The sequence below is a fragment of the Bradyrhizobium sp. ma5 genome, from assembly GCF_042258955.1.
In the GTDB taxonomy this organism is placed as follows: Bacteria; Pseudomonadota; Alphaproteobacteria; order Rhizobiales; family Xanthobacteraceae; genus Bradyrhizobium.
In genome coordinates this window covers 8,940,280-8,957,303 of record NZ_CP170156.1, presented here as the reverse complement: position 1 = coordinate 8,957,303, position 17,024 = coordinate 8,940,280, and the positions used below count along the sequence as shown (strand labels likewise).

The following is a 17,024-nucleotide window of genomic DNA, read 5'->3' as shown; positions in this document are numbered from 1 at the left end:
GTGCGCCCATCAACCCGAACGGCTGGCACGATCCCGCATTTGGAGAACAAATGGCTTCGAATACTGTGTCTTCCTATACCCCCACCCGCGACGACTTCGCGGCGATGCTTGATGAATCCTTTGCCGGCGGCAATTTGCAGGAAAGCTCGGTCATCAAGGGCAAGGTGGTTGCAATTGAGAAGGACATGGCCGTCATCGACGTCGGCCTGAAGACCGAAGGCCGCGTGGCGCTGCGCGAATTCGCCGGCCCCGGCCGTGAAAGCGATCTGAAAGTCGGCGACGAGGTCGAGGTGTTCCTCGACCGGATCGAGAATGCACTCGGCGAAGCCGTGCTGTCGCGCGACAAGGCGCGCCGCGAGGAAAGCTGGGGCAAGCTCGAGAAGGCGTTCCAGAACAACGAAAAGGTCAACGGCGTCATCTTCAACCAGGTCAAGGGCGGCTTCACGGTCGACCTCGACGGTGCGGTGGCCTTCCTGCCGCGCTCGCAGGTCGACATTCGTCCGATCCGCGACGTCGCGCCGCTGATGAACAACTCGCAGCCGTTCCAGATCCTCAAGATGGACCGCCGCCGCGGCAACATCGTGGTGTCGCGCCGCACGGTTCTCGAAGAGACCCGCGCCGAGCAGCGCCAGGAGCTGGTGCAGAACCTCGAAGAGGGTCAGGTGATCGACGGCGTGGTCAAGAACATCACCGATTACGGTGCGTTCGTTGATCTCGGCGGCATCGACGGCCTGCTCCACGTGACCGATATCGCCTGGCGTCGCGTCAATCACCCGACCGAGGTGCTGACCATCGGCCAGACCGTGAAGGTCAAGATCATCAAGATCAACCACGAGACGCACCGCATCTCGCTGGGCATGAAGCAGCTGCTGGATGATCCGTGGCAGGGCATCGAAGCCAAGTACCCGCTGGGTGCCCGCTTCACCGGCCGCGTCACCAACATCACCGACTACGGCGCGTTCGTCGAGCTCGAGCCGGGCATCGAAGGCCTGATCCACGTCTCCGAGATGTCGTGGACCAAGAAGAACATGCACCCCGGCAAGATCGTTTCGACCTCGCAGGAAGTCGAAGTGCAGGTGCTCGAAGTGGATTCGGTCAAGCGCCGCATCTCGCTCGGCCTCAAGCAGACCATGCGCAATCCCTGGGAAGTCTTCGTCGAGAAGTTCCCGGTCGGCTCGACTGTCGAAGGAGAGGTCAAGAACAAGACCGAGTTCGGTCTGTTCCTCGGCCTCGACGGCGACGTCGACGGTATGGTCCACCTCTCCGACCTCGACTGGAAGCTTCCGGGCGAGCAGGTCATCGACAACTTCAAGAAGGGCGACATGGTCAAGGCCGTGGTGCTCGATGTCGATGTCGAAAAGGAGCGTATCTCGCTCGGCGTCAAGCAGCTCGAAGGCGACCCCTTCGCCGAGCCGGGCGACGTCAAGAAGGGCGCGGTCGTGACCTGCGAAGTGCTCGAAGTGAAGGAGAGCGGCATCGAGGTCCGGATTTCGGGCACCGAGTTCACCACCTTCATCAAGCGGTCCGAGCTGGCCCGCGATCGCAACGACCAGCGCGCCGAACGCTTCGCCGTCGGCGAGAAGGTCGATGCCCGCGTCATCCAGTTCGACAAGAAGGCCCGCAAGGTGCAGGTCTCGATCAAGGCGCTGGAAGTTGCCGAAGAGAAGGAAGCCATCGCGCAGTACGGCTCCTCCGATTCGGGAGCGACGCTTGGCGATATCCTCGGCACCGCGCTGAAGAACCGCGGCACCGACAAGTAAGCCTTCGTCTCGTTGAGGCGAACAATCGGGGCCCCGGCGCAAGCCGGGGCCCTTTTTGTTGGTCCCATTGGCTTCATCCGGGCTACTAATGTCGGCGATGTCGCGGGCCTTGTTTTCTTCATATTGCGTCGCAATTGATGTATTTGGCTAAGCTGATAGTGACGCTGCGACGGCAAAACGCGCGGATTGCGCGCTGACTATTCTGGAGAGATCGGATGTCGCTGGATTCAGACGTGATCGTCGACCGTCGCCGGATCAGGCGCAAGCTGACATTCTGGCGCGTCGCCGCTGCGGTCATTGCAATCGCAGCCATCGTCGGCGTGGGCGTGATCGCCGCCGGCGGACGCGGCACCTTTTCGACGTCGAACACGATCGCGCGGATCAATATCGACGGACTGATCCGCAGCGACCAGGAGCGCGTCGAGGCGCTGGAGCGGCTCGGCAAGTCGAGCTATGCGGCCGTTGTCGTGCACATCAATTCGCCCGGCGGCACCACCGCGGGCTCCGAGCAGCTTTACGACTCCCTGGTGCAGTTGAAGGCGAAGAAGCCGCTTGTCGTCGTGGTCGAGGGATTGGCGGCCTCGGGCGGCTACATCACGGCGATCGCCTCCGACCATATCGTCGCCCAGCAGACCTCGCTGGTCGGCTCGATCGGCGTGCTGTTCCAGTTTCCCAACGTGTCCGAATTGCTCAAGACCGTCGGCGTGAAGATGGAAGAGATCAAATCTTCCCCGCTGAAGGCGGCGCCCAACGGCTTCGAGCCGACCAGCCCGGAGGCTCGCGCCGCGATCGACGGCCTGGTCAAGGATTCCTATGCCTGGTTCCGTGGATTGGTGAAGGAACGGCGCGGCATGGATGACGCCCTGCTGGAGAAGGTCGCGGATGGCCGCGTCTTCACTGGCCGGCAGGCGGTCGATCTCAAGCTGATCGATCAGCTCGGGGATGAAAAGACTGCGATCGCCTGGCTGGTCGCGGAGAAGAAGGTCAAAAGCGACCTGCCGGTGCGCAATTACAAGCTTAATCCGCGATTCAGCGACCTGACCTTCCTGCGCACCGCCGCGTCGATGACGCTCGATGCGTTTGGCCTTGGCGGCATCGCGCGGCGGATCGAGCAGGGTGGCGTGGCCCAGGCGGTCGACCGATTCGCGCTCGACGGCATGCTGGCGCTGTGGACTCCCGGAGGAACCGACTAGTCGAGAGCGAAAGGCGTACTGATCAGGGTATTCCCGCTCAGCGGGAATCGCCGTATGCCCCAATTGGGCTATTTGTCACGCGATTTCGCGGCGCCCTAAATCGATTTAGCGTCTTGACAGTGCACGGCATTTTCACGGAAATGGGTTTCCGCAAGAGCCCGGATCCCATTTTCGATGATCAAATCCGAACTTGTTCAGCGTATCGCCGAGCACAACCCGCACCTCTACCAGCGGGACGTCGAGAACATTGTGAATGCGATTCTCGATGAAATCGTCGCGGCGCTGGCGCGTGGTGACCGCGTCGAGCTGCGCGGTTTTGGCGCGTTCTCGGTGAAGCATCGCCCGGCCCGTGCCGGCCGCAACCCGCGCACCGGCGAGCATGTGCCGGTCGACCAGAAGAGCGTGCCGTTCTTCAAGACCGGCAAGGAAATGCGCGAGCGCCTCAATCGCGACGAGGCTGAGGCAGGAGCCTCCAAGATCGACGCGCCCAAGGCTGACGCCTAACAGGGCGGACGCCTGGCGCGCGACGTCGGCGCTGCCGTTGCTGTGGGCGATGCGCCCGCACTTTCTCCATCGCGGCGAGAGATGGTCATGCGAAAGTTCTTCACGGCAGTCGTCGTCGTTCCGATCGGACTGATCTTCATCATCTTCGCCGTCGCCAACCGTCACTGGGTGACGGTGTCGTTCGATCCCTTCAACTCTGTGACGCCGACGGTTGCGGTCACACTGCCGCTGTTCGTCGTCATCATCGCGTCCGCCATTCTTGGCGTGATCGCCGGTGGCATCGGAACCTGGTTCAAGCAGGGGCGCTGGCGCCGTGCCGCCCGCCAGCATGAGGCCGACGCCCGCCACGTCCGCGCCGAGCTCGTCGACCTCAGGGCCGCAGCCTCCCGGGACGACGCGCAGCGTCGTTCGGCCCCGGCCCAGCTTGGGTTTTACGGACCCAATGGGCGAGACAAGCAGGGCGCGACGTTGTAGAACCCGCCCCGTCGGACCGGGTTCAGCCCTGTTCCGGACGCCCGAAAATCCGTTTTGAGACCCGTTTCGAGACCATGCCCCTGCTCGTCAAAATCTGCGGCCTGTCCACGCGCGAGACGCTCGACGTCGCGCTCGATAGCGGCGCCGACATGGTGGGGTTCGTGTTCTTTCCCCCGTCGCCGCGTCATATCAGCCTCGAGACCGCGCGCGAGCTCGGCAGCCGCGCCAAGGGCCGCGCCGTCAAGGTCGCGCTGACCGTCGATGCCGACGACGCTACGCTGGAAAACATCGTCGAGACGCTGCGGCCGGATATCCTGCAATTGCACGGCAAGGAAACCACCGCGCGGCTGCGCGACATCAAGCAGAAGTTCGGCCTGCCGCTGATGAAGGCGCTCCCGGTCGAGACCGCGGCCGACCTCGCCCCGCTGCCGGGCTATGCCGGCGTCGCCGACCGTATCCTGTTCGATGCCCGCGCGCCGAAGGATGCCATGCGGCCGGGCGGTCTCGGTGCGCCGTTCGATTGGCACCTGCTGGAAAATCTCGATCTCGCGCTGCCCTACATGGTCTCCGGCGGGCTCAACGCCGACAACGTCGCCGAAGCTGTCCGCGTCACCCGCGCCGGCGGGGTCGACGTGTCGTCGGGCGTCGAGCGCACGCCGGGCGTCAAGGATCCCGAGCTGATCCGCGCCTTCATCCGCGCCGCACGCGCAACCCAAAGAACGACCCAAGAACTGATGGTTCGATGAATCAAAACCTGCCCAATTCCTTCCGCAGCGGCCCCGACGAGCGCGGGCATTTCGGCATCTTCGGCGGACGCTTCGTCGCGGAAACGCTGATGCCGCTGATCCTCGATCTCGAAAAGGCCTATGCCGACGCGAAGGCCGATCCGGCGTTCCAGGCCGAGATGAATGTCTATCTGAAGGACTATGTCGGCCGGCCCTCGCCGCTGTATTTCGCCGAACGGCTCACCGAGCATCTCGGCGGCGCCAAGATCTATCTGAAGCGCGAGGAGCTCAACCACACCGGTTCGCACAAGGTCAACAACGTGCTCGGCCAGATCATGGTCGCGCGCCGCATGGGCAAGAAGCGCATCATCGCCGAGACCGGCGCCGGCCAGCACGGCGTGGCGACGGCAACGCTGTGCGCGCGCTTCGGGCTCGAATGCGTGGTCTATATGGGCGCGGTCGATGTCGAGCGGCAGCAGCCCAACGTGATCCGCATGGAGATGCTGGGCGCCAAGGTCGTGCCGGTGCAGTCGGGCGCGCGCACGCTGAAGGACGCGATGAACGACGCGCTGCGCGACTGGGTCACCAACGTGCACAACACCTTCTATTGCATAGGCACGGTGGCGGGTCCGCACCCCTATCCGATGATGGTGCGTGACTTCCAGTCGATCATTGGCCACGAGACGCGCAACCAGATGCAGGAGGCCGAGGGCCGCCTGCCGGACTCGCTGATCGCCTGCATCGGCGGCGGCTCCAATGCGATGGGCCTGTTCCATCCGTTCCTCGACGATCCCTCGATCGAGATTTTTGGCGTCGAGGCGGCCGGTCACGGTCTGACGCAGCTGCATGCGGCCTCGCTCGCCGGCGGGCGCCCCGGCGTGCTGCACGGCAACCGCACCTATCTTTTGATGGACGCCGACGGCCAGATCGAGGAAGCGCATTCGATCTCGGCCGGCCTCGACTATCCCGGCATCGGCCCCGAGCACGCCTGGCTGCATGAGACAGGCCGCGTCAAATATCTCTCGGCCACCGACGAGGAAGCGCTGGCAGCATTCCAGCTGCTGTCACGCCTCGAAGGCATCATCCCCGCGCTGGAATCCGCGCACGCCATCGCAAAGCTGTCCGAACTCGCGCCGCAGCGGCCGAAGGATCACCTGATGGTGGTCAACCTCTCGGGTCGTGGCGACAAGGACGTGCCGCAGGTCGGCGATATCTTGAAGGCGAGGCAGAAGTGACCACCCGTATCGACACACGTTTCGCCGAGCTGAAGCAGCAGGGCCGCTCCGCTTTCGTCACCTTCGTGATGGCCGGCGACCCCGACGCAAAAACCTCGCTCGACATCCTCAAGGCGCTGCCCAAGGCCGGCGCCGACGTCATCGAGATCGGCATGCCGTTCACCGATCCGATGGCCGACGGCCCGTCGATCCAGGCCGCCGGCCTGCGCGCGCTCAAGGGCGGCATGACGCTGCGCAAGACGCTGGCGATGGTCCGCGACTTCCGCAAGGACGACGACACGACGCCGATCGTGCTGATGGGCTACTACAATCCGATCTACATCTACGGCGTCGAGAGCTTCCTCGCCGATGCCAAGACCGCCGGCGTCGACGGCCTGATCATCGTCGATTTGCCGCCGGAGGAAGACACCGAGCTCTGCATCCCCGCGCTGAAGGCCGGGCTGAACTTCATCCGACTGGCGACGCCGACGACCGACGACAAGCGTCTGCCGGCGGTGCTCGCGAACACCTCGGGCTTTGTCTATTACGTCTCGATCACCGGCATCACCGGCGCTGCGACGGCCGATTCGAGCGCGGTTGCGGAAGCCGTCGCCCGGATCAAACGGCACACGAAGCTGCCGGTCTGCGTCGGCTTCGGCATCCGCACCCCGGAAACGGCGCGCGCGATTGCCGAGAACGCCAACGGCGCCGTGGTCGGCACCGCGATTGTCGATGTGGTGCGCGCCAATCTCGATGCCGAGGGCCGCGCGACGCCGAAGACCGTGAGCGCGGTGGCGGACCTAGTGTCCGCGCTGGCGCAGGGGGTCCGCGGCGCCAAGCAGGCCGCTGAATAAGCCACATTTTGCGGCAACAAGGCCGCCAACGGCGGCTTGCCGGGTTCGCCCGGCCCGCCATATATCCAGCTGGTGCGGGGCCGACCCGCATTACGGAGCGAACCATGAACTGGCTCACCAACGTCGTCCGGCCGAAGATCCGCAACATCCTGCGGCGCGAGACCCCGGAAAACCTCTGGATCAAGTGCCCGGATTCCGGGCAGCTCGTGTTCTACAAGGACGTCGAGGCCAACCAGTTCGTGATCCCCGGCTCGAACTACCACATGCGCATGGGCGCGGTGGCGCGGCTGAAGTCGATCTTCGACAACGAGACCTGGTTCGACGTGGCGCTGCCTGAGGTAACGGCTGATCCGCTGAAATTCCGCGACGAGCGCAAATATGTCGACAAGATCAGGGATGCGCGGGCCAAGACCGGCCTGAACGACGCGGTCAAGGTCGGCTACGGCAAGCTCGAAGGCACCGGCGTCGTGGTCGCGGTGCAGGATTTCGATTTCATGGGCGGCTCGCTCGGCATGGCCGCCGGTGAAGCGATCGTGCGCGGGCTCGAGCTCGCGGTCGAGAAGAAGTCGCCCTTCATCGTGTTCGCCGCATCCGGTGGCGCGCGCATGCAGGAAGGCATCCTGTCGCTGATGCAGATGCCGCGCACCACGGTCGGCGTGCAGATGCTGCGCGAGGCGAAGCAGCCCTATATCGTGGTGCTGACCAATCCGACCACCGGCGGCGTCACCGCCTCCTATGCGATGCTCGGCGACGTCCAGATTGCCGAACCCGGTGCGCTGATCGGCTTTGCCGGCGCGCGCGTGATCGAGCAGACCATCCGCGAGAAGCTGCCGGAAGGTTTTCAGCGCGCCGAATATCTGCGTGAGCACGGCATGGTCGACATGGTCGTGCACCGCCATGAGATGAAGGCCACGCTGGCGCGGCTGTGCCGCCTGCTGACCAAGGCACCGGCGCCTGAAACCGCGTCCAAGCCCACGGTCGCCGTCACCGAGCCGGCCCAGATCGTCACGGCCCCGGAGACGGTGCCGGCCGCGCCGCACGCGTGACCGCAAGCGGCGCCCCATCGCAGCCCTCGTTCGAGGCGTTGATCGCGCGGATATCGGCGCTGCATCCGAAGCGCATCGATCTCAGCCTTGATCGCATGCGCGGCCTGATGGAGCGGCTCGATCATCCCGAGCGCAAGCTGCCGCCGGTGATCCATGTCGCCGGCACCAACGGCAAGGGCTCGACGATCGCTTACCTGCGCGCGATCCTCGAAGCCGCCGGCCTGCGCGTGCACGTCTTCACCTCGCCCTATCTGGTGCGGCTCAACGAATGCTACCGGCTGGGTGCGACCGGCGGCGGCAAGCTGGTCGGTGACGACGAACTGCGCACGACGTTCGAGCATTGCGAGCGCGTCAACGCCGGCCATCCCATCACCATCTTCGAGATGGAGACGGCAGTGGCGTTCTGCCTGTTCGCGAAGCATCCGGCCGACGTCGCGCTGCTCGAGGTCGGCCTCGGCGGCCGGCTGGACTCGACCAATGTGGTCGAGACGCCGCTGGCCTCGGTGATCACGCCGGTCAGCATGGATCACATGGAATTCCTCGGCGATACGCTGGCTCTGATCGCCGGCGAGAAGGCCGCGATCATCAAGCGCAAGGTGCCGGTGGTTTGCGGCGAGCAGGCGCCGGACGCGATGGCCGTGATCGAGGCTGAGGCAAACCGCATGCGCGCGCCGCTGCATGCGGCCGGCCAGCAATGGCATGTCGGCATCGAGCGCGGCCGGCTGGTCTATCAGGACGAGCGCGGTTTGATGGATCTCGCCGCGCCAAGACTGTTCGGCCGGCACCAGTTCGACAATGCGGGCCTCGCGATCGCGACCTTGCGCGCGATCGACACCTTCAAGCTCAACATCGCAGCCTTCGAGGCCGGCATCGTCAATGCGGAATGGCCGGCGCGGATGCAGCGGCTGGTTTCCGGCGCGCTGGTCTGCCAGGGACCGCAGGGCTCCGAGGTCTGGCTCGATGGCGGGCACAATGCCGAGGGCGGCCGCGTTGCGGCGGCGGCGCTCGGCGATCTCGAGGAGCGGGTGTCGCGGCCGCTGGTCGTCATCACAGGCATGATGGCCAACAAGGATGCCAACGCCTTCCTCGCCAATTTCGCCGGACTGACGCGCCACATCATCGCGGTGCCGGTGCCCGGCCGCGACAACGGCATGGCGCCGGACAAACTCGCCGACGCCGCGCGTGCGCTCGGCATGCGCGTCGAGATCGCATCCGGCGTCGACGCCGCGCTGCAACGGCTTGCCACGCTGGCCTACGAGGTGCCGCCGCGCATCCTGATCACCGGCTCGCTGTACCTGGCCGGTCCCGTGCTTGCGGCCAACGGCACGCCTCCTGCATGATGTCGGTGTCGTAGCCCGGATTTCGCTTCGCACCATCCGGGCTACATGGGAATGAGAGACACCATGCGTTTTGCTGCGATCGCCGACATCCATGGCAACCATCTCGCACTTGAAGCGGTGCTATCGGACATCCGTGCGCAGGGCGTTTCCGACATCGTCGATCTCGGCGACATGGTGAGCGGGCCGCTCGATGCCCGGCCGACCATCGATCTGCTGATCGAGCTCGATGCGGTCCATCTGCTCGGCAATCACGACCGCTATCTGATCGACCGCCCGCACGAGAAAATGGGCTCCTGGGAGCGGCTGACCTACACCCAGCTCGAGCCGCGGCATCTCGACTGGCTGCGCACGCTGCCGGCGAAAGCAGTCTATCGCGACGATGTGTTCCTCTGTCACGCCACGCCGCAGGACGACGAAACCTATTGGCTCGACACTGTGCTGCCGGCCGGCGAAGTCTGCATGTCGACGCTGGAATCGATCGAGGCGCGGGCGGCCGGCGTGACGCAATCGCTGATTCTCTGCGCGCACACCCATACCGCGCGCGCCGTGCGGCTTCGCGACGGCCGGCTGATCGTCAATCCCGGCAGCGTCGGCTCGCCCGGCTATCGCGCGGGCAAGCCGCATCCGCATGTGGTGGAGGCCGGTTCGCCGGATGCGCGCTACGCGATCCTTGAAAAGGTCGATGGTGGCTGGGACGTCACCTTCCGCCACATCCCCTACGATCACGCCGCGATGGCAGCGCTGGCGCGGCAGCACGGCCAGGCCGAACTCGCCTCGGCGCTGGCGACCGGATGGATCAGGTAAAAACAAAACGGCCGGCATGACGCCGGCCGTTTCGCAAATCAGCTAATTCGAAACGGATCAGACCGCAGCGGTGATCCACTGCTGCAGCTTGGCCTTCGGCGCGGCACCGACCTGACGGGACGCCATCTCGCCGCCCTTGAAGATCATCAGGGTCGGGATCGACATCACGCCATACTTCGACGCGGTCTTCGGGCTCTCGTCGACGTTGAGCTTCACGATCTTGACCTTGTCGCCCATCGCGCCGGAAATCTCATCGAGAGCGGGCGCGATCATGCGGCAGGGGCCGCACCATTCGGCCCAGAAGTCGACGACCACCGGCCCAGTCGCCTTGAGCACTTCGGCTTCGAAATCGGCGTCAGAAACCTTGCCAACGGCCATGTGAGTACCTCGTTCAGTTGAGACAAAAGGGCGGTTGAGAATCGCGCCCGGGAGCATGGGGCAAACGTATGAATGCCCCCTTGCCGGGTCAAGCTCGCTCACGCCGACATGACCTTATGCCAGCCCGGCGTCCAGCGCGGGGGCGGAAATCTCCATCATTTCAGGGATTTCGGTCCAGAGCAGGGCGGCGTGGATGATCCTTTGGGGATAAAGCTTCGCCAGCACCGCACGGTACAGCGCGATCTGCCGGATATAACCCTTGGGGGCCTCGGCGGCGGTCTTTGGCGGAGCGTGGTTGGTCTTGAAATCGACGATCAGGACCTCGTTCGGCGTCACCACCAGCCGGTCGATCTGGCCCGAGACCAGCGCCTTTGGCTGGCCCGGCCGCTCCAGCCGGCCCACGATCGAGACCTCGGCACGGCTGCCGGGGGCAAACACCGGCGCGAAGCGCAGATCGACGGTCAGGGCGACCACTTGCCGAGCCAGCGCCGCCCGTTCTTCCTCGCTCCAGCCGTCGGCGTTACGCACAAGGTAACCGAGCGCCGCGCCGAGCCGTCGTTCCACCGCGACATCGGGCAGCGATTGCAGCAGGCGATGCACCAGCGTGCCGCGTTGCAGGGCGCGGGCGCGCAGCAGCACCGATTCGCCGGTTCGGATCGGATGGCTGTCGCCTTCAGCCGGATCGGACGGGCGCAGCACGCCGGCGGCGGAGGCTTCAGGTGCGGCCGCGGTCCGCAGCCAGGACGGCAGCGCGATCGGCGCCGTGGCCGTTGACGCCGCAGTGCCGGTGAGATCGGCAACGTCGTCGGGCCGCGAATAGCGCATCACCTTGCCGGCCGGCGTCTCGAGCTCTTCGAGCTTCAGCCCGGAATTGGCGAGCCCCTTGGTGATCAGATCGTACCAGGAGGATTTCCGCACCGTGTTCATGTTGCCGGGCATGCAGCCGCCGACGATCAGCCGGTCGGCCGCCCGTGTCATGGCGACATAGAGCAGGCGGCGATATTCGTCCTCGGTATCGCCGAGCATCGCCTTGCGCGCGTCGGCGACATTGGGCGGATCCTCGGCCTTCTTGCCGGCCCACACCACGACGCCGGGCGCGTTCGGTGCGGCGTTGCCCTGCGGCAGATGGATCAGCCGCAGCCGCTGCGTGTCCGACGGCGAGGTCGTGGTGTCGACCAGGAACACCACCGACGCCTCGAGGCCCTTGGCGCCGTGCACGGTCATCACGCGGACCTCGTCGCGCGAAATCTCCATGTCGCGCTTCACCTCGGTGTCGGCGGCACGCAGCCAGGCGATGAAACCCTGCAGCGAGGCCGGCGCCTTGCGCTCATAGCCGAGCGCGAGTTCGAGGAATTCGTCGAGCGCATCATTGGCCTCGTGGCCGAGCCGGCGCAGGATGCGCGCCCGTCCGCCGTCGCCGCCGAGCAGCCAGGCGTAGAACGCGAACGGCGTCTCCTCGGTGAAGCGGCGCTCGCATTGTTCGAGGCGGCGCAGCGCGGCCGAAAAACGCTCGTCGGTCGGCGCCTGCGCGGCCAGCGCCTCGCGCAGCGCACCGCGACGCTGATACGCCAGTTTGAACAGATCGTCGTCGTCGAGGCCGAACAGCGGGCTCTTCAGCGCCACCGCGAGCGCGAGATCGTCCTGCGGCAGCAGCAGCGCGTCGGCGAGGTTCATCAGGTCGATGATCGCGATGTGCTCGGTCAGCTTCAGTCGGTCGGCGCCGGCGACCGGAATGCCCGCGTGCTTCAGCGCCTGGATCACCGCGTCGAAGGCGTTGCCGCGCCGCCGCACCAGGATCAGCATGTCGCCATAGCGCAGCGGCCGCCGTCCGCCTTCGCTGCCGGTCATGGTGCCGCTCTCGACCAGGCGCTTGATCTCGGCCTGGATGCGCCGCGCGAGCTTCACCTCCGGGCTGGTCACCGAGACGCCGTCGAACGGCGCGCGCCAGCCTTCGATGTCCTGGCGGTCGTCGGCGACGGCGAGATCCCAGAGCTCGATCAGGCTGGGGCCGGCGTCATTCATCGCATTGTGGATCGGATAGCCGTTCTCGACCGCATGGATGCTGCGGAAGATCTCCTGCTCGCGGAACACATGGTCGACCGAATGCAGGATCACCGGTCCCGAGCGGAACGAATAGGTGAACGACACCGGATCGAATTTCAGCCCGGCCTCCTCGAACCGCCGCTTCAGCTCGCGCCGCCGCAGGTCGAATTCGCGCGGCGCGGCGCCCTGGAACGAGAAGATCGACTGCTTCTCGTCGCCGACGGCGAACACCGTGCGCACCAAGCCGTCGCGCGCGCCGGCGCCAGAGGTGAATTCCGAGATGATGTGCGCGACGATGTCCCATTGCCGGGGGCTCGTATCCTGCGCCTCGTCGATCAGCACGTGATCGACGCCGCGGTCGAGCTTGTAATGCACCCAGCCGGAGGAGACGCGGTCGAGCATCGCCAGCGTCTTGTCGATGAGGTCGTCGTAGTCGAGCAGGCCGCGTTCCAGCTTCTCGCGCCGGTAGTGCGCGGCCGCCGCGGTCGCGATGTGGATCAGCGCCTCGGTGCGGTCGCGCGCGACCACGGCGCGGCGGCGCTCGATCAAGGGACCAAGACGATCGACCTCCGCCTCGAACCGGTGGCCCGCGACCGCATTCTTCTTGGTGAAATTGTTGGTGACGACAGACGCGCGCGGCGCGCGGTCATCGGTCAAGAAGACGCCGAGATATTCCTCGACCTGGGCCGCGCCGGTGAAGGTCAGCGCGCTCCGCAGCCGCTCGGCCTGTTTCTGGTCCGCCTTGCTGCTGGTGTCGAGCAGCGTGGCCAGCTCCTTCCAGCTTGCGCGCGGCAGGTTCGGTCCATCGACGATCTCGCGCTCGACATCCTCGATGCGAATATCGGCGGAGACGCCGAGCGCGGCCGACATCTGCGCGGCGGCGGCCGCGGCGTAGCCGGCGGCATCGGTCCAGGCCATGAAATGATCGCGGCTGAGGCATGCCTCACGGACCACCTCCTTGAAGGTGACGTCGGCGGCGTTTGCCATCGCCGTCCGCAGCGCGCGGCCGATCGGACTGTCGGGAATCCGCGACGCCTCGAGGAATACCGCGAGATTGGCGCGCTCCATCATCTCGTTCTGGTCGCGGTCGTCGAGTACGGCGAAGCGCGCCGGCACGTTGGCCTCGAACGGAAATTGTTGCAGCAGGCGGGTGCACAGCGCGTGGATAGTCTGCACCTTCAAGCCGCCGGGCGTCTCCAGCGCGCAGGCGAACAGTTTTCGTGCCTCACGTCGCAGTGTGGCGCTGGGATGCGCGATGCCGGCCTCGCGGATCGCGGTATCGAGTGCGGCATCGTCCAGCGTCACCCAATGGCCGAGCGTCGTGAACACGCGTTCAGCCATGTTCGCCGCGGCGGCCTTGGTGAAGGTGATGCAGAGGATCTTCTCCGGCGGCACGCCGGACAGCAAAAGGCGGATCACGCGCTGCACCAGCACATGGGTCTTGCCGGAGCCGGCATTCGCCGACACGAAGGTCGACGCCTTCGGATCGGACGCGCGCGCCTGCGCGTCGCGCACCGCTGGCGGGATCGGGCGGGGCGCCTTCACCATTCCTCGATCCCCAGGCCGCCGGCGGCGGACCATTCCTTGATGCGCGCGAGGTCGTCATAGGCGCCGTAGCGGTTCGCCCACATCGAGAGGTTCAGTGAGGTGTAGGCCTGCTGCTCGTCGTCGAAGGCGCGAATCAAGGCTTCCAGCTTGCGCCGCGCGCTGTCGGCGGCTTCGTCGGGCGGCTGCGGCGTGTCGTTGGTCTTGATCTTCAGCTCCAGCGAGCGCTGCTCGCCCGGCGGGTTGTTGCCGCTCAGCCTGACATAGACGAGATCGCCGACCGAGGAGTCCGCCGGAATATCGGCGAAGCCGCCCTCGCGCAGGATCGCGGCTTCCAGCGTCAGCTGCGGCGACAGGCCCATGCGCACCTGCTTGCCGGTCGGCGGCTGGCCGGTCTTGTAGTCGAGGATCGCAAAGCTGCCGTCGTCGCGCCGCTCGATGCGGTCGGCGCGCGCCGAGAGCACGAACGTCCTGGCATCGTCGAGCGGAATGCCGATCTCGCCGCGGATCTCAGCCTTGATCGCGTCGATACTGCCGCGCCGCGCCTGCTCCCATTCGGCAAACCACGCCGCGATACGCTGGAAGCGCGGCCACCATAGCGCGCGCGCCTCCGGCCGCTCCATCAGTGGCGCAAAATGCCTGGCCCCGATGTCGCGCAGCGCGCTCTTGATGTCGTCAGGCAGCGCGTCGGCGTAAGTTTGTGTGAACTCGCCGAGCGATTCGTGGATCGCCGAGCCGCGATCGGCGGCCGACAACGGCATGTCGACGGGGTCGAGCGGATCGAGCTTCAGGATGTAGCGCGCGTAGATCGTGTAGGGATCGCGCAGCCAGTCCTCGATCGCGGTGACCGACATTTTCAACGGCCGCGCCTCGCGCGGCGGCCGCGGCTCCGGCTGCGGGACCGGCAGGACCGTGTCAGGCCGGTCCAGCTCCGCGGCATATTGCACGTAAGCCTCGCCGGCCGCTGTCGCCGCCTTCCAGCGCGCTTCGCCAGCCACCGCTTCGAGCCGGTGCAGGAAGCGCGAGGCGACCGCGGGCGCACCGCCGACCTTGGCCGCATGGGTCAGGATCACCTCGTCATGGCCGAGCAGCTGCGCAAAGTCGTGCGCGGAGAGGCCGATGCGCCGTTCGGGGAGATCGAGCCCGAGCTCGTGCCGCATCGGCCGGCTCAGCCACGGATCGATCCGCGGCGCCGGCGGCCAGACGCCTTCGACCAGACCGCCGAGGATGACGCGATCCGACTCGGTCAGTCGCGCCTCGAGCTGGCCGAAGATGTTGAGCTGCGCGCGCGCCGATTCCGGCCGCCGCACCATGCGGTCGGCAAACGCGGTCTGGAACACCTCGGGATAATCTGACAGCGGCGTCATCAGCCCGCTCGGCTGCTGCTTGGCGAGCAGCTCGTCGAACGCGGATGCCAGCGACGCACCGGCGCGCTCCTCGAACACCATTGCAACGCCGTTCTGGTCGGCCGACAGCGCAATCAGCGCTTCGCGATGACGCGCAGCCAGCTCCGCGAAATCGTAAGGTCTTGACGAGGCCATGCCTTCCAGCGGCGCCAGCGCCGTCTGCAATCTGGCGATCAGGTCCTGGGCCTGGTTGAGCTCGTTGTCGCGCAGCCGGGCGCGCGGCTCCATCGCGTGCAGCGACGAGGTCTCGCCGCCATGCAGCTTGACGAGCTCGGCGCGGAAGCGGGCGAAGTCGCGCGCGAGGCCGCCGGTCGCAGCTTGCGGCCGCGTGCCGCGCAACAGCGCGATCTCCAGCACCTCGATCGCGCGCTTCAGCGCGCCATGGGCGCCGCCGAGCCGGAACAGCGGATGCTTGAGCAGCGCGAGCAGTGTCGGCGGCTCCAGCCCCTTGGCCGCGGCCTCCGCGGTGAGGCGGGCGAACACGCCGGGCGGGGTCTCCATCAACGCATCGCCGCCGGAATCGTCGAACTCCAGATTCCAGCGTGTCAGCGAGGCCATCACGCGGCGTGCGAGCGCGCGATCCGGTGTCACCAGCGCGGCTGACTTGCCGAGATGCCGCGCCTCGCGCATCGCGACTGCGATCGCGAGTGCTTCCATTTCGGGATTGGGCGCCTCGACCACGGTGAGATTGGTCATCCCGGCGGAAATCCGCGCCACGATCTCGGGCCGCTCGAGCCGGTCGTGCCATTGCGCGGTTGCGGTCGACGGGCGCATCGTCTCAGATACCAGCACCTCGCGACCGAGCGGCGCAGGTTCGGCAAGGCTCTCGACATCGCGGCGCTTGATGCCGAAGCGGTCGAGCAACGCGTGCATCGCGAATTGCGGATGGTTCGACGAGGGCGGCGTGGTGAACCTGCCGTCGTCGCCGCGCTCGCCGCCGATCGTGTCCCAGGAGTCCTCGTCGAGATCGGTGTCGAGCCCGGGCAGCACCACGGCGCCGTTCGCAAGCTTCGCCACTGCGTGGAGGAATTTTGCGGTGGCCGGCATCGAGCCTGTCGAACCGGCCGCGATCACCGGGCCGGCGTGATGCGCGGTCAGCCGTGCCGCCTCCGCCTCGATCAGCTGGTCGCGGCGCGCCGCGGGCTCGATCCGGCCGATCTCCTTGAGATAGTTCGGCCAGGCGTCGCGCGCGATGCGCAGGAAGTCGAGCGAGTGCTGCCAGTATTTGTCGAGCTGGTCCGGCACCAGCCGATCGAGCGCGCGCCAGTCGACGCCGCGCGTCACCATGTCGTCCATCAGCCGCGCCAGGTCGCCGGCGAGCTGCAGGGTCGAGGCCGGGCCGCCGACCACCAGCGGCGCCGACACCGGCGTCTTCGCCCAGGCCGCGACCAGATGCGCCAGCGTCAGCCGGCGCTCGAGCTCGCCGAGCCGCGGCGGAATTTCCAGCGGCGCAGCGCCGCCGACATCGTCGCCCTGGTCGGCGAAAGCGAGCTCGTCCTCATCGATCTCGCCGAGCGCGACGATGCGCGGCAGCACCGCGGCGTCGGAATCGAGCACATCGAGGAAGATCTCGCGCGCCAGCCGTCCGGCGCGGCGGGTCGGCAGGTAGAGCGTGGCGCCGGCGAGCTTTGCGGGATCGTTGCGTGCCTCGGATCCCGCGATCAGCCGGCCATCGACCAGCGCCGAGATGACGGTGCGCAGGAACGGCGCAGAAACGGGAACGCTGAAAACGCGCATG

13 protein-coding genes are annotated in these 17,024 nt (G+C 66.5%); 10 read left to right on the top strand and 3 right to left on the bottom strand.

The features are described 5' to 3' along the window. Window positions 1-50: 50 nt before the first annotated feature. From rpsA to ACE103_RS42245, 10 genes are all read left to right on the top strand, one after another. Window positions 51-1,760, top strand: a complete 1,710-nt coding sequence (gene rpsA, locus ACE103_RS42290) for a 30S ribosomal protein S1 (protein WP_029082478.1) — start codon at window positions 51-53, stop codon at window positions 1,758-1,760. Between the two features lie 215 nt (window positions 1,761-1,975). Then, the gene (sppA, locus tag ACE103_RS42285; RefSeq protein ID WP_375777757.1) at window positions 1,976-2,953 is read left to right on the top strand and encodes a signal peptide peptidase SppA; all 978 of its coding nucleotides are present in this window, start codon (window positions 1,976-1,978) and stop codon (window positions 2,951-2,953) included. Window positions 2,954-3,127: 174 nt separating this feature from the next. Next, a complete protein-coding gene (locus ACE103_RS42280) occupies window positions 3,128-3,457 on the top strand; it encodes an integration host factor subunit beta (protein ID WP_050426527.1) in 330 nt (109 codons plus the stop codon). Between the two features lie 87 nt (window positions 3,458-3,544). Continuing rightward, the gene (locus ACE103_RS42275; RefSeq protein ID WP_375777756.1) at window positions 3,545-3,931 is read left to right on the top strand and encodes a lipopolysaccharide assembly LapA domain-containing protein; all 387 of its coding nucleotides are present in this window, start codon (window positions 3,545-3,547) and stop codon (window positions 3,929-3,931) included. A gap of 74 nt (window positions 3,932-4,005) precedes the next feature. Then, window positions 4,006-4,677, top strand: coding sequence for a phosphoribosylanthranilate isomerase (locus tag ACE103_RS42270; RefSeq protein ID WP_375777755.1), 672 nt, complete (start codon window positions 4,006-4,008; stop codon window positions 4,675-4,677). Further along, the gene (gene trpB / locus ACE103_RS42265; protein ID WP_375777754.1) at window positions 4,674-5,891 is read left to right on the top strand and encodes a tryptophan synthase subunit beta; all 1,218 of its coding nucleotides are present in this window, start codon (window positions 4,674-4,676) and stop codon (window positions 5,889-5,891) included. Before ACE103_RS42270 ends, trpB begins: the two co-directional genes overlap by 4 nt. After that, window positions 5,888-6,724, top strand: a complete 837-nt coding sequence (gene trpA, locus ACE103_RS42260) for a tryptophan synthase subunit alpha (RefSeq protein WP_375777753.1) — start codon at window positions 5,888-5,890, stop codon at window positions 6,722-6,724. The genes trpB and trpA overlap by 4 nt, the downstream gene beginning before the upstream one ends. A 104-nt stretch (window positions 6,725-6,828) precedes the next feature. After that, a complete protein-coding gene (accD, locus tag ACE103_RS42255) occupies window positions 6,829-7,770 on the top strand; it encodes an acetyl-CoA carboxylase, carboxyltransferase subunit beta (protein ID WP_342725379.1) in 942 nt (313 codons plus the stop codon). 95 nt (window positions 7,771-7,865) lie between these two features. Beyond that, complete coding sequence (locus tag ACE103_RS42250; RefSeq protein ID WP_375781295.1) at window positions 7,866-9,110, top strand: bifunctional folylpolyglutamate synthase/dihydrofolate synthase; 1,245 nt, start codon at window positions 7,866-7,868, stop codon at window positions 9,108-9,110. 63 nt (window positions 9,111-9,173) lie between these two features. Next, complete coding sequence (locus tag ACE103_RS42245; RefSeq protein WP_375777752.1) at window positions 9,174-9,914, top strand: metallophosphoesterase family protein; 741 nt, start codon at window positions 9,174-9,176, stop codon at window positions 9,912-9,914. 57 nt (window positions 9,915-9,971) lie between these two features. Here the strand turns inward: ACE103_RS42245 and trxA are convergent, their stop codons facing one another. From trxA to addB, 3 genes are all read right to left on the bottom strand, one after another. Continuing rightward, window positions 9,972-10,292, bottom strand: a complete 321-nt coding sequence (gene trxA, locus ACE103_RS42240; RefSeq protein WP_016847387.1) for a thioredoxin — start codon at window positions 10,290-10,292, stop codon at window positions 9,972-9,974. A gap of 114 nt (window positions 10,293-10,406) precedes the next feature. Next, window positions 10,407-13,883: a double-strand break repair helicase AddA gene (gene addA / locus ACE103_RS42235; protein ID WP_375777751.1), complete on the bottom strand. Its 3,477-nt coding sequence runs from the start codon at window positions 13,881-13,883 to the stop codon at window positions 10,407-10,409. Further along, window positions 13,877-17,023, bottom strand: coding sequence for a double-strand break repair protein AddB (addB, locus tag ACE103_RS42230; protein WP_375777750.1), 3,147 nt, complete (start codon window positions 17,021-17,023; stop codon window positions 13,877-13,879). The genes addA and addB overlap by 7 nt, the downstream gene beginning before the upstream one ends. Window position 17,024 lies beyond the last annotated feature (1 nt).